This window comes from Marinomonas foliarum (assembly GCF_016906065.1).
GTDB lineage: Bacteria > Pseudomonadota > Gammaproteobacteria > Pseudomonadales > Marinomonadaceae > Marinomonas > Marinomonas foliarum.
Genome location: NZ_CP070273.1, coordinates 2,276,122 through 2,288,496, shown reverse-complemented (window position 1 = coordinate 2,288,496; position 12,375 = coordinate 2,276,122). Strand labels below are relative to the sequence as shown.

At 42.8% G+C, this 12,375-nt stretch carries 14 protein-coding genes; 9 read left to right on the top strand and 5 right to left on the bottom strand.

Going from position 1 to position 12,375, the window contains the following annotated elements; all coding sequences use genetic code 11:
- Positions 1-7: 7 nt before the first annotated feature.
- The 4 genes from JSY38_RS10515 to JSY38_RS10500 all read left to right on the top strand — a co-directional run bounded on the left by JSY38_RS10515 (position 8) and on the right by JSY38_RS10500 (position 3,721).
- Positions 8-1,054, top strand: a complete 1,047-nt coding sequence (locus tag JSY38_RS10515) for a response regulator (protein WP_114412110.1) — start codon at positions 8-10, stop codon at positions 1,052-1,054.
- A gap of 192 nt (positions 1,055-1,246) precedes the next feature.
- Entirely contained in the window at positions 1,247-1,804 is a 558-nt protein-coding gene (gene ahpC, locus JSY38_RS10510; protein ID WP_114412109.1) for an alkyl hydroperoxide reductase subunit C, read from the top strand.
- 92 nt (positions 1,805-1,896) lie between these two features.
- Positions 1,897-3,444 (top strand): alkyl hydroperoxide reductase subunit F, encoded by a 1,548-nt coding sequence (gene ahpF, locus JSY38_RS10505; RefSeq protein WP_205113195.1) that lies wholly within the window; start codon positions 1,897-1,899, stop codon positions 3,442-3,444.
- Between the two features lie 100 nt (positions 3,445-3,544).
- The gene (locus JSY38_RS10500) at positions 3,545-3,721 is read left to right on the top strand and encodes a DUF3237 family protein (RefSeq protein WP_338041505.1); all 177 of its coding nucleotides are present in this window, start codon (positions 3,545-3,547) and stop codon (positions 3,719-3,721) included.
- A 7-nt stretch (positions 3,722-3,728) separates the two neighbouring features.
- On the opposite strand, the gene JSY38_RS10495 is transcribed toward JSY38_RS10500, so the two are convergent.
- Positions 3,729-5,636 (bottom strand): putative bifunctional diguanylate cyclase/phosphodiesterase, encoded by a 1,908-nt coding sequence (locus tag JSY38_RS10495; RefSeq protein ID WP_205113193.1) that lies wholly within the window; start codon positions 5,634-5,636, stop codon positions 3,729-3,731.
- Between the two features lie 342 nt (positions 5,637-5,978).
- Between JSY38_RS10495 and JSY38_RS10490 the strand changes: the two genes are divergently transcribed.
- The gene (locus tag JSY38_RS10490) at positions 5,979-6,428 is read left to right on the top strand and encodes a GNAT family N-acetyltransferase (RefSeq protein WP_338041504.1); all 450 of its coding nucleotides are present in this window, start codon (positions 5,979-5,981) and stop codon (positions 6,426-6,428) included.
- Positions 6,429-6,534: 106 nt separating this feature from the next.
- The gene (locus JSY38_RS10485) at positions 6,535-7,644 is read left to right on the top strand and encodes an ankyrin repeat domain-containing protein (RefSeq protein WP_205113191.1); all 1,110 of its coding nucleotides are present in this window, start codon (positions 6,535-6,537) and stop codon (positions 7,642-7,644) included.
- Positions 7,645-7,776: 132 nt separating this feature from the next.
- On the opposite strand, the gene JSY38_RS10480 is transcribed toward JSY38_RS10485, so the two are convergent.
- A complete protein-coding gene (locus tag JSY38_RS10480) occupies positions 7,777-8,559 on the bottom strand; it encodes an SDR family oxidoreductase (protein WP_114412106.1) in 783 nt (260 codons plus the stop codon).
- The gene (locus JSY38_RS10475) at positions 8,556-8,882 is read right to left on the bottom strand and encodes a nuclear transport factor 2 family protein (RefSeq protein ID WP_205113190.1); all 327 of its coding nucleotides are present in this window, start codon (positions 8,880-8,882) and stop codon (positions 8,556-8,558) included. Before JSY38_RS10475 ends, JSY38_RS10480 begins: the two co-directional genes overlap by 4 nt.
- A gap of 159 nt (positions 8,883-9,041) precedes the next feature.
- Between JSY38_RS10475 and JSY38_RS10470 the strand changes: the two genes are divergently transcribed.
- Positions 9,042-9,365 carry a winged helix-turn-helix transcriptional regulator gene (locus JSY38_RS10470; RefSeq protein ID WP_114412104.1) on the top strand — a complete coding sequence of 108 codons (324 nt, stop codon included), beginning with the start codon at positions 9,042-9,044 and terminating at the stop codon, positions 9,363-9,365.
- Between the two features lie 153 nt (positions 9,366-9,518).
- Positions 9,519-9,794, top strand: coding sequence for a DUF3817 domain-containing protein (locus tag JSY38_RS10465; protein ID WP_114412103.1), 276 nt, complete (start codon positions 9,519-9,521; stop codon positions 9,792-9,794).
- A gap of 105 nt (positions 9,795-9,899) precedes the next feature.
- Here JSY38_RS10465 and JSY38_RS10460 read toward each other — a convergent pair whose 3' ends face one another.
- Positions 9,900-10,844 (bottom strand): alpha/beta hydrolase, encoded by a 945-nt coding sequence (locus JSY38_RS10460; protein ID WP_114412102.1) that lies wholly within the window; start codon positions 10,842-10,844, stop codon positions 9,900-9,902.
- Positions 10,845-10,915: 71 nt separating this feature from the next.
- Between JSY38_RS10460 and JSY38_RS10455 the strand changes: the two genes are divergently transcribed.
- Entirely contained in the window at positions 10,916-11,848 is a 933-nt protein-coding gene (locus tag JSY38_RS10455; RefSeq protein WP_205113189.1) for a LysR family transcriptional regulator, read from the top strand.
- Positions 11,849-11,943: 95 nt separating this feature from the next.
- Here JSY38_RS10455 and JSY38_RS10450 read toward each other — a convergent pair whose 3' ends face one another.
- Complete coding sequence (locus tag JSY38_RS10450; RefSeq protein ID WP_114412100.1) at positions 11,944-12,285, bottom strand: zinc ribbon domain-containing protein YjdM; 342 nt, start codon at positions 12,283-12,285, stop codon at positions 11,944-11,946.
- Positions 12,286-12,375 lie beyond the last annotated feature (90 nt).

Sequence of the window (12,375 nt, the reverse complement as noted above, 5' to 3'; positions counted from 1 at the left end):
CACTTTCATGTTTACACAGGAACAACACAAGCCTCTCATTCTTATTGTGGATGACACGCCTGAAAATATTGACGTATTGGCTGCAACGTTGCGCAATGATTACGATCTGAAAATCGCCACAAATGGCAAAAAAGCACTGCAAATTGCTCAACAAAGCTCGCCTAAGCCAGAAATGATCTTATTGGATGTCATGATGCCAGAAATGGATGGCTACGAAGTTTGCCGCCGACTAAAAGCCAATCCTGTCACATCAGATATCCCCGTCCTGTTTGTTACCGCCAAAGCCAATCCTTGCGATGAAGAGCAAGGCTTCGCACTTGGCGCCGTTGATTACATAACCAAACCGATCAGCCCTCCGAGAGTAAAAGCGCGTGTTCGCACACATATCGCGCTCTACAATCAAAACCGCCAACTGCAAAAGAAAGTCAAAGAACGTACACTGTCACTGGAACAGAACCGCCTACGCATTATTCAGCACCTTGGGCGAGCCGTAGAGTACAAAGACAATGAAACTGGCGCACACGTTATTCGTATGAGCCATTACTCTAAATTCCTCGCAGAAGCCTATGGTGGCAACCCAGATTGGGTAGAAATGGTATTTAATGCTGCTCCCATGCATGATGTTGGAAAAATTGGCATTGCAGACTCCATCCTCCTAAAACCAGGAAAATTGGATCATGATGAATGGGACACCATGAAGCAGCACACTATTTTCGGAGCCAAGATCTTAGGAGATTGTGATGATGATCCAATGTTAAATATGGCGAAAGTCATTGCGCTTACCCATCATGAAAAATGGGATGGCTCAGGTTACCCATATGGACTAAAGGGCGAAGAGATTCCTATTGAAGGTCGTATCGTCGCTATTGCCGATGTACTAGATGCATTACTTTCTAAACGCCCATACAAGGCTCCGTGGACACTTGAAGAAACATTAAAGTACATGGACGAGAATGCAGGCCTGCATTTCGATGCTTCATTAATCCAATTACTTCATGCCGTCATGCCCGAAATCGAAGAAGTACGTGCAGCCTACCCTGACGAAGAAAGCTAGTCACTTAACCCCTTTGCTTTAAGAGATTCCCTTGTCTACTTACCTGCTTCTTTCTCCCACTCTATGTTTTCACCACCAAAAATAGTTTTTATCAATCATAGCTTTAGTTAATAACAATTTTAACTATAGCTCCATTTTCCCTAATATGAGTTCTGTTGGTAACGCACTCAAACACATATTAGGAGAAACACAATGATCAACACACAAATCAAACCATTCAATGCAACGGCTTTTAAAAACGGCGAATTCGTAGAAATTTCTGAAAAAGACGTGCTAGGCAAATGGGCCGTATTCTTCTTCTACCCAGCTGACTTCACTTTCGTATGCCCAACAGAACTAGGCGATGTTGCAGACAACTACGCTGAACTTCAATCTCGCGGTGTAGAAGTATTCTCTGTCTCTACAGACACTCACTTCACTCACAAAGCATGGCACGCAAGCTCTGAAACAATCGGCAAAATCCAGTACTACATGGTTGGCGATCAAACAGGCAACATCACAAACAACTTCGGCGTAATGCGTGAAGGCCAAGGTCTTGCAGATCGCGCGACTTTCTTGATCGATCCAGAAGGCACTATCCAAGCCATGGAAATCACTGCTGAAGGTATTGGCCGTGACGCTCAAGACCTACTTCGCAAAGTAAAAGCAGCACAATACGTAGCCGCTCACCCAGGTGAAGTTTGCCCAGCGAAATGGAAAGAAGGCGAAGAAACACTGACTCCTTCTCTAGACCTAGTTGGCAAAATCTAAGCTGTCGAACAAAGAACAATAAAGGGGTCACACCTGACCCCTTTTTACTCTCAGCACAGTAAATCACTCAATCATATACAGGTTTCATCATCATGTTAGAAGCAAACTTAAAACAGCAGTTGGGCACATACCTGCAAAATATCGTTAATCCGATTGAAATTACTGTGTCCACAAACGGTTCAGCAAAATCAGAAGAATTACTTGAATTGGCTCGCGAAATTACCAAGCTAAAAAGCGACAAAATCACCCTAACGGTAGATGCAAACTCACAAGGTCGTGCACCGCAAATGGCCATCGCGCCAAAAGGCGAAGCAGCACGTGTGCGTTTTGCAGGCATCCCAATGGGCCACGAGTTTACCTCTCTCGTACTGGCTCTATTACAAGCGGGTGGTCACCCATCCAAAGCGGCACAAGAGACCCTAGAACAAATTAAGTCTCTAACATCTAAATTGAACTTTGAGGTGTACATTTCCCTCTCTTGCCACAACTGTCCAGACGTGGTGCAAGCTGTTAACTTAATGGCGGTATTAAACCCTAACATTACCGCGACCATGATCGATGGTTCTTTATTCCAAGACGAAGTAAACGAACGCAACATCATGGCCGTGCCATCTGTGTACCTAAATGGCGAACTCTTTGGCCAAGGTCGCATGACACTGGCAGAAATAATCAACAAAGTAGATACTGGCGCAGCAGACAAACAAGCGGCCGAGTTAGCAGAAAAAGCACCTTACGACATGCTAGTTGTTGGTGGCGGTCCAGCAGGCGCAGCCGCAGCCATTTATGCCGCTCGTAAAGGCATCCGAACAGGCGTCGTGGCTGAACGTTTTGGTGGACAAGTCAGTGACACCATGGCGATTGAAAACTTCATCTCTGTGAAAGCCACCGACGGCCCGAAATTGGTCGCCGGCCTTGAGCAACACGTATTGGATTACGATGTTGACCTAATGAAGCTGCAAAAAGCCGTTCGCCTAGAGAAGAAAGAGTTCATCGAAGTGGAATTGGAAAACGGTGCAATACTACAAAGTAAATCCGTTGTGTTAGCCACTGGCGCACGTTGGAGAGAAATGAACGTACCGGGCGAACAAGAATACCGTAACAAGGGCGTAGCTTACTGCCCACACTGTGACGGCCCATTGTTCAAAGGCAAAAGAACTGCCGTTATTGGTGGTGGTAACTCAGGTATCGAAGCGGCAATCGACTTGGCCGGCATCACTGAACACGTGACCGTATTTGAATTTGCCGACACCTTACGTGCCGACGATGTATTGGTGAAAAAAGCCAACTCTTTGCCAAATGTGACTATCATCAAAAACGCCATGACAACCGAAGTCATCGGTGATGGACAACGTGTTATTGGTTTAAAATACACAGACCGATTAACCGACGAGTCTCATCTTGTAGACGTGGCAGGGATATTCGTACAAATCGGCTTAGTACCAAACAGCGAGTTCTTAAAAGACACGTTGGAGTTAACGAACAGAGGCGAAATCGTCATCAACGCTCATGGCGAAACCTCTATCCCAGGTGTATTCGCAGCAGGCGATGTTACGACAACACCGTACAAGCAAATCATCATCTCCATGGGTGGCGGCGCAACCGCAGCTCTAGGCGCATTTGATTACTTGATTCGTAACTAAGCAAACAATTAGAGTTATATAAACCGCCCTCTGGCTTAGCTGGATGGCGGTTTTTTTGTTCCTGCAATTAGGTTAGAAACAAACTTCCCGCCTCGCTCCAATAACTCAAAAGATCAAAGACGGCGAGCTCGTGGACCCAAAAGACGTGTATTTTCGCAGTGTACCCAAATTTGAAACCAGTTCAGAGCGCTTTCAGTGGATTACCGAGCGAGTTTTTATCGGTGTCGGCATTCGCAAACCCACATTAGTGGAACTACAAATATTCGAAGTGTGTTAGATAAAAGTTACAACGCTTCCAAATACTCTAACGCTTGTTCTGACTCGATGGGTCGAGAAAAGTAATAGCCTTGCAAATAGGTGACATTAAGATCTCGTAAGACATTGGCTTGCTCTTCTGTCTCGATCCCTTCTGCCACCACCTGATAATTTAACTCTTTGGCGATAAGCAGTACGGCAGTAATAATGCTGAGCCCGCTGCCTTGGATGCTATCAACAAAGCTTTTATCAATTTTGACGATGTCGACGCCCATATCTTGCATCGATGAAAGGGAAGAATAACCCGTACCAAAGTCATCAATAGAAATCTGTACGCCCATTTCCTGCAACGCTTTAATTTTCTGCATTAACCCCTGTTTATCCGAAGCGAAAAAAGACTCGGTGATTTCAATATTCAAGCTGGAAGGGTCAAAATCATGTTTTTGGAAGATAGCCGAAATTTGCTCGATAAAATCCTCATCTTGAAACTGTGCCACAGAGACATTGACGCACATAGTCAGGTTCGGGGATATTAGTTGAAACGTCTTCGCTTGTTGGCATGCTTGCTCTAACACCCACAAACCAATGCTTTTTATCTGGCCATATTGCTCGGCTATAGGAATAAATTGATCTGGTGCAATTGGTCCAAAAGCGCTATTCCAACGCAGTAAGGCTTCAAAGGCGTCCGGTTTTCCTGTTTTAGCGTTCACAATCGGCTGATAAACAAGACGTAGCTCTTCTTTCTCTATTGCCGTTATCAATTGATCTCGTAAGTTAAATTCACGCTGCAACTGTATACGCAAAGTCTCGGTAAAATAACCTACACGGCCTTTTCCTTGGCGTTTTTGTTGATACATCGCCATATCGGCATGCTGAATCAGTTCTTCTTTTCGCTGGCTGTGCTCTGGATAAATCGAGATACCAATAGTGGCACCAATGGTCACTCGATAGTTATGATCAAAATAAGGCTCTGATATTTTTTCAATCAAGTCTCGGGCAAAAGCTGAGGTCTGAGAACCACTCTTATGAGGCAATACAACAATAAATTCATCCCCGCCCCAACGACAAACAAGCTGAGATTCGCTGTTGAAATTTTTAATACGAGCGGCAGCCATCATTAAAACTTGATCGCCTATTTCATGACTTAACGTATCATTAATCCCTTTAAAGCCATCTAAGTCGACGAACAAAACAGCGAAGGACAGTGTTTCTGGCTGGTTGTGGATTAATTCATTAAACTGCTCTAAAAATGCTTTACGATTCAAAAGATTAGTGAGTGAATCTATATTTGAAAGCGTAATGAGTGCCTCAGTACGTTCCTGTATTTTTTGCTCCATACTAGATAATAACAGGGCGTTCTGATGTTTAGTGGAAATCACATCGATAGTAAAATCGGCAAATTTAATCGCCTTAATAAAAACGAATAACGCGAAAAAAAGACCAAGAAAACCCAAAGACTGATGCGATGCTTCATCAGAAAGCGTCAGCAATATCGAGTAAGGCAAAAGCAAAACAAGCACATAAAAAGTCGCTAATACTTTATTTGCTGCAAGAATAATCGCTGAACCACCTGCAAAACCGGCGATGACAACCATAGTGCTCGTCAACTCTAGGTCGCTGGCATTTTGATAAAAATACAATGGATAAAAAGACCACATTAATGCAGTCGCAACGGCTCCAACAGAAAATACATACAAGTCGTATTTCGAGTTTTTAGCAAAAAAATGTTGGCCTAAAAAAAAGCATATAGCACGACAAATTATGATACTGACCATGACAAGCCACCAAGTCACTTTTGCGTCCTGATCAATGTTTTTTTCAAAACCAAAAGCCAAAAAAGCACTGGTAATGATGTTTATGAAAAATCCGGCTATTGAATGACTTTTTAGTAAACCAATAGCATCTTCTTTTACTTTTCTATCTACAACTGTTGACATAAATGTCTCTATAATCTGGCATTTTTTAAGTAAGAACAGATGATATTAGAGCCAAAGTATCAACATTGAACTTATCAGATAAGTTCAAATAAGTGTATTCCATGACATAGTTTCCATTCTTTAAAAGGCATAACTTAATTCAAAACTTATTATAAAGTTTTCAGGATCATTTTATAATAAATTTAAAATTTTTTTATTGAAATGAAGGAGATAACAGGGGACTAATCTAGAAAATAAATTAGAATCACTACCCTCTACTTAATATATATTTAAACAACTTAATAATTAAGAAGTGAAGAGGTTACTTTGAATGTCTCATTTTTATAGGATCAGAAGTCATTTATTCCTACCATCGCCCAGTGGTATTTCGATGAGTGGGGACATTTATCACCTAACCGTTCGCTCGACGATATTCTGATAAAAGTCACGGCAATGGCGCAAAATAGAGAGAGTCTGCCCCTATCTTTTGTTCTGCATGACGATAACGAGTTACTGGCTGCGGCGGAGTTGAAGTTCCATGAACACCCTGATTTCCGAGACTACAAGCATTGGCTCGGTGGTGTTTTCGTTCCACCTAATAAACGTGGGCAAGGTTACTCCAACATGATTCTTCCTCATGTTTTTGATCACGCTAAAAATATGAGTATTTCTGCTCTGTACTTGCAGTGCGAGCAGCACAATATCGATCTGTACCTAAAGTATAACTTTGAAGTGATACATAGAATGAATGACAACGGTGTCGACAATCTAGCTCAATTAGATGGCGGTTTTTTTACATTCTATAATCAATAAAAAACTAAAATACCTCAAATAGGGGTAGAGGGAGCACAATACGCAACCTATATTGATTTAATATTAAGTGCACATTTAACCCTTATAGCTTCAAAGAGTATTCGTTATGAATCGCTTATTTAGCCTTAGTCTACTTCTAATTGTGTTATCTGGTTGCGCGAGCCAAAAATCAAAAGAAGCAGATATCCAAATCCATGGAATAACAAACAATGATATGGCGGTGTTAGAAAGCCATAAAGACAACCCCTACATAACAAGTTCAAAGGATGCCCTACCCAGCTATATTGAGTACTCCAACGCCATGGAGGCCGCCATCTACAACCGAAACCTCGACGCAGTGAAATACCTGATCAGCATCAATGCCGCCCATAAAGTTTCTATACGATATTTAAATCTTAACAATCAATGGGCACGCACACCGGTTAATGTCCCCGCTGCAGAGCTGGCTTGCGGAGTCGCTGAGTTCGACATTATGCAAGTATTATTGGAACGCTATCCAGACGACACTCTTAACTACACCAATTGTTTACATTATGTCGTTTCTTCATATTCATATTACCCAGATCACTTTGCTGTGCTAAAAAATCCGGCCCCAACCTTTCGTGATGGGAAAAATACCGCTATTGCAGTACAAAAAATAATAGATATGGGTGGCGATCCAAACAAATTACCTGAATATGGCTCTCCTCTTTATGAGTCCATATTCACTTCTACAACAAACAATTTATTAACCGCTTTACTCGAAAATGGCCTAGACGCGAATATGCGATACTCTTGTGTCCACGGAAAGTGTATGTTTCTCACCGAACTAGGAAACTACCTCGATGAAGTGCAGTCTTCTGAAAGAGCTAGAATACTGGTGAAATATGGAGCAGACGTTAATGTAACCCATAACACTCCAGTCATTGTTGGCTTTAACACTTATGGCTCATACTTATACGAAACAAAAAGTATGAGCCCTTTGCATGACGCAGAGTTTTTTGATCGGAATATATTGGCTGCCACTTTGATTGATTTAGGAGCAAACCCAACACACAAAAATGCAGATGGTTATACCGCTGAAAGCTTTAAAGGCAAATTTGCTCAAATTAAAGTCCTACGTGATCAGCAAGTAGCCATCAATCAACAAAAAGCAGCACAGCAAAATCAAGATAGCGGCTCATCTGTTGGAGGCACTATCTTCAACATCATGGGTGCCATAGGGGCTGGCTTCTAAAAAAGCTAACAAGTTAACTAAATTACAAAGTTCCCCAATGAAAATGCCCTCCCCTAAAACGGAGGGCGTTTTTTTAAGTGCTAATGTTGGCTGACTATCTGGTTCAGCAAGAAGAAACTATGTGGAAAGCTTCTAAGCTGTAGGTACAGTACCGCCATCAACAACGTATTCGGTGCCTGTTATGGATGAAGCTCTAGCCGATACTAGGAAGGTAATTAAGTCGGCAACTTCAGAAGGTTGTGCTGGACGTCCTAAAGGAATACCACCAAGCGAATCCATAATAATCTTTTTACCTCCTTCATAATCCGTACCGGCATGATCAGCAAGCCGTTCAGCAAGTCGAACCGATGCTTCCGTTTCTATCCAACCGGGGGAAACACGCACAACGCGAATGCCTTTTGGCGCCACTTCTTTCGATAAGCTTTTACTGTAAGTGGATAACGCCGCTTTCGCTGCGGCATAAGCGGTAGTCGATTCAGGCAAGGGAAGTTTGTTCTGTATCGATGTGACGTGAACAATAACACCAGAGCCTTTTGTTATCATTGAGGGCAATAACCCTCTATCAATGCGTACCGCAGACAGTAAATTTTGACTCAATGCATTTTCCCACTCTTGCTCATCAAGGACAGAAAAACCTCCACTGGGAGCGCTTGAGCCGCCCAGCACATTGACAACAATATCAACACCACCAAACTTATCTAATACGGTGTTTACTAGCGCGCTACAACCCGCTGCCGTCAGCAAATCCCCTTCTATGTATGAAATGCCTTCTAGGGCTTCTTTAGGAACAGAACGAGCCACGGCAATCACATGCACTCCTGCGTCATGTAACGACTCAACGACCGCCGCTCCCAAGCCCTTAGTTCCGCCAGTAACCAAAGCTATACGCCCATTTAATTCAAGGTCAAAACTCATAAGGAGATCTCCAGTGCCGTGATGTTGTCACCATCCAGCGTGAAAGCGTATTGAAGATTCACAGGACTCCCAGGAAAGTTACCTGCGACCAAACCGGTGACAATCATTTTCTCCTCGCATTCGCGTAATGACTGCGGTTCAACTGTGTAGGTATATTTAGACGATGTGCTCATTTTCCAATGCCTAATTGCATCTAATCCCATATGAGTTTGTCCTTCATCTTTTACCACTGCATTCTCGGAAAAGCAGGCAACAATAGCCTCACCATTTTCCTTATCTGCTTTAAAATAATTTGCGATTGGTTTGGGAAGAACAATTGTCATAGTAAAACTCCTTCACTTAAATTAGTGGCTCAATACAAGCCAAATTGCTGTCTGAGAAGAATGGCGTTAAGCTATCCGGAAAACAAGAACCGACAAAAAAGTAGGGTACTTACTCTGAAGTAAGTTTTTGATCTCATAAGGGCTGAGGCCATAAAAAAAATGACAAAAAAATGGACGCCAGCTTCTGCAGCCGATGGCGTAGAGCAAGTACTAAAAATTCTGGAAGGAAAATGGAAGTTGGTCATCCTCTTCCATCTCTTTGGCGGACAAGTAAAACGCTTCTCTGAATTAGAAAAAGCCATTCCTGCCATCACTCAGAAAATGCTCATTCAACAGCTTCGTCAAATGGAAGCCGATGGAATCGTCACACGAACCATTTATCATCAAGTTCCACCAAAAGTAGAATACCGTTTAACGGACTGGGGTCAGGAACTTTGCCCTGCTCTAGACGCCTTACTAAAATGGGCTGAAAATCAGAAGTGATGTTAATACTCTCGACGTCATTCAACGAATGACTCTGCTGACATGATTCCACTCTTTAAATAACCGACCTTGAAATGAAATTAAACTGTTATTCTGGGGTCTTATTAGCGCTGAATACATTCTTTCAACACACTTCAATAAAAGAGACACAGTATGAAAATGTTACGATTTATCTCCATTTTAGAAGGCACGTCGCTTCTATTGCTGCTCTTCATTGCCGTGCCATTGAAACGCCTGATGGACATGCCGGAATATGTAAGCATCATTGGCCCAGTTCATGGAGGGTTGTTTATTTTATTTAACATTCTGTTGGCGTTAAGTGTGTCCCGATATGGGGTTTCGTCAAAACACGCCTTGATAGGATTTGTTGCGTCATTATTACCTTTTGGGAGTTACGTGTTTAAGGCAAAAATTTTAAATAAATACTGATCACGTTTTTCGAAAAAAGCCCAAAAAGCAGAGAAAAAACCTTTTCTCTGCTTTTTACAGGCGATTCCTAATTTTTAACCACAAACCTTAGTTAGACGGGCGCTTTTAAGCTTGTTCGTTGGTATCCAGCTCTGATGTAAAAGCATCATCGATAAATCTAACAGCATTTCGTAAAGCGTGATCAGCTTCAGGAAGTAACCCTGAAAAAATATGCCAAACGTGAAACATTCCAGGCCATACTTCTAACGTCGTCCTAACTCGGTTTTCACCAAGATGAGAAGCCAGTCGGGTCGCGCCATGCAACATAACTTCATTTTCACCGATTTGAATTAAGGTTGGTGATAATCCTCTAACATCCGCAAAAATAGGTGATGCATCAGGGTTCGTTGGTAACTCGCCAGCCAAGAATAGAGCCGCTAGCTGGTCGAGAAAATCCGTAGTACATATTGGATCAATGCCATTTCTAATTCTGGCGGAAACACCACAGTGAGTCAGGTCTGCCCAAGGAGAAATAGCAACCGCTGCGGCAGGAAGAGGCAGCTTCGCATCTCTGGCTTTTCTCATAATGGTGACGATCATGGCCCCGCCTGCGGAATCACCGGAAATGGCTAAGGTGCGAGGGTCCCCCCCCTGCTCTAGCAAAGCCCTGTAAGCATTGAATGTATCATCTATCGGCAAGGGAAATGGGTACTCAGGTGCTTGTCGATAATCCGGTACATACACTTGAGCACGAAGCTGCTTAGCATAATGCCCAGCTAACCCTCGATAGGCTTTTACGCCGCCATGAACATAACCGCCGCCATGTACATAAAACAATACTCGACCTTCTATGACATTATCTGGTGTGACTAACATGGTAGAAACACCACCTAGATCAACATGACGAAATGAAACGCCTTCTGGTGCAGGAAACAGTTTATCAAGATCATCAACATAACTAGCGCGGGCATCTGGCCAGCTTATGTCACTTTGGCCTGTCATTTTTTCAATAATCGGTGTGGCCGCTTTTATCCAGCCATTTAAAGCATTTTTCGCATTTTCAGGTAGCATAACGTCTCCTTTATGGTATTTTATTCAACAATCCAAATTCTAAGTCATATCTTGGGGAATAGGTTTCTACAGTGAGCATCCAAAAATTCAGCACACACCATTCGACGGGCAGTATCGAGCTAAACACCATGCGTACTTTTGTGGCTATTGCTGAAGCTGGAAATTTTGTCCTTGGAGGAAAAAAGATGGGCTTAACCCGTTCAGCAGCGGGTAAATCATTAGCGCGCTTGGAAGCCCACCTTGGTACACGCTTACTCCATCGCACTACTCGCCGAGTCTCATTGACCTCCGATGGGCAGTATTTCTATGAGAGGTGCACGCAAATACTCAGCGACATAGAGGATGCAGAAAAAAGTGTTCGACAGGATGACATGGAACCAAAAGGCACATTACGCCTCACTGTAACAGCGGCTTTTGGAAGGATAGTGATATTGCCACTCCTCAATAAATTCCTGAAGCAATGGCCCCATTTAGAAGTAGAAATAAGCTTTACAGACAGAATTGTGGACTTGGTAGAGGAAGGTTTTGACCTAGCAATCAGAATGGGAGATATGCCAAACCAATCTTTAATGATTGCCCGCCCCATTGCTAAATACTCTCCTTATATTTATGCATCGCCCACCTACTTAGCAGAAAATGAGATAACAGAAGATATCACCGCACTAGAAGAGCAGCAGCGTCTCATCTATGGGCTGAATCCCAATTCAAGTGCTTGGTATTTACACCAAGAAAATGGCAAGGATGTCACCATAGCAGGAACACAGCGCCTACGTTTTGATAGTGGTGAAGCCGTGAAAGATGCGACAGTAGAAGGAATGGGGGTGGCATTTTTGCCTTCTTTTTTAGCCGTCGATGATCTACAAAAGAACCGTCTTGTTAAGCTATTTCCGGAGTATTCAGGCAAGGAGATTCCGATTCATGCGATCTACCCTAATCGCAAGCATCTAGCTGCAAAAGTACGCAAGTTCATCGATATGCTCACTATAAACCTACAAAACCACTAAATTTAACGGGATGACTATCGGATAGGGAAATAGAGAAAGACACAAAAAAGGGTTAGAAAAGACCAAACGAGCCCTATCTAACCCTTCTACAGATCTTAAACGGAAGATTTTTTCACAAACTGAGATTTCAGCATCATTTCGCCGCCGCCATCTATTTTGCAATCGATGTCGTGGTCGCCATCGACGAAACGCTTAATAGTCGCTTTGGTGCCGATTTTTAGCACTTGAGAAGAGCCTTTTACTTTCAGGTCTTTCGCCAACGTCACTTTATCGCCTTCTTGCAATAAGTTACCGCCCATGTCTTTGATAATAAGCGCATCTTCATCGACCACAACTTCGTTCGGATTCCATTCGTGCGCGCACTCTGGGCAAACCAACATAGCTTGATCTTCATACACGTAAGCAGAATCGCATTTTGGGCAATTTGGAAGACTCATATTTATCACTACCTTATAACGTAAACGGGAAATTTTCGCGCATTATAACCCTATTTTCGATATGGTTTTTGCATGCTCGTTAAAATAATT

Bases quoted from the DNA above. Each gene is read 5' to 3' on its own strand.
- JSY38_RS10515 (WP_114412110.1), top strand. From the start codon at position 8: ATGTTTACACAGGAACAACACAAGCCTCTCATTCTTATTGTGGATGAC.
- ahpC (WP_114412109.1), top strand. From the start codon at position 1,247: ATGATCAACACACAAATCAAACCATTCAATGCAACGGCTTTTAAAAAC.
- ahpF (WP_205113195.1), top strand. From the start codon at position 1,897: ATGTTAGAAGCAAACTTAAAACAGCAGTTGGGCACATACCTGCAAAAT.
- JSY38_RS10495 (WP_205113193.1), bottom strand. From the start codon at position 5,636: ATGTCAACAGTTGTAGATAGAAAAGTAAAAGAAGATGCTATTGGTTTA.
- JSY38_RS10485 (WP_205113191.1), top strand. From the start codon at position 6,535: ATGAATCGCTTATTTAGCCTTAGTCTACTTCTAATTGTGTTATCTGGT.
- JSY38_RS10480 (WP_114412106.1), bottom strand. From the start codon at position 8,559: ATGAGTTTTGACCTTGAATTAAATGGGCGTATAGCTTTGGTTACTGGC.
- JSY38_RS10475 (WP_205113190.1), bottom strand. From the start codon at position 8,882: ATGACAATTGTTCTTCCCAAACCAATCGCAAATTATTTTAAAGCAGAT.
- JSY38_RS10470 (WP_114412104.1), top strand. From the start codon at position 9,042: ATGACAAAAAAATGGACGCCAGCTTCTGCAGCCGATGGCGTAGAGCAA.
- JSY38_RS10465 (WP_114412103.1), top strand. From the start codon at position 9,519: ATGAAAATGTTACGATTTATCTCCATTTTAGAAGGCACGTCGCTTCTA.
- JSY38_RS10460 (WP_114412102.1), bottom strand. From the start codon at position 10,844: ATGCTACCTGAAAATGCGAAAAATGCTTTAAATGGCTGGATAAAAGCG.
- JSY38_RS10450 (WP_114412100.1), bottom strand. From the start codon at position 12,285: ATGAGTCTTCCAAATTGCCCAAAATGCGATTCTGCTTACGTGTATGAA.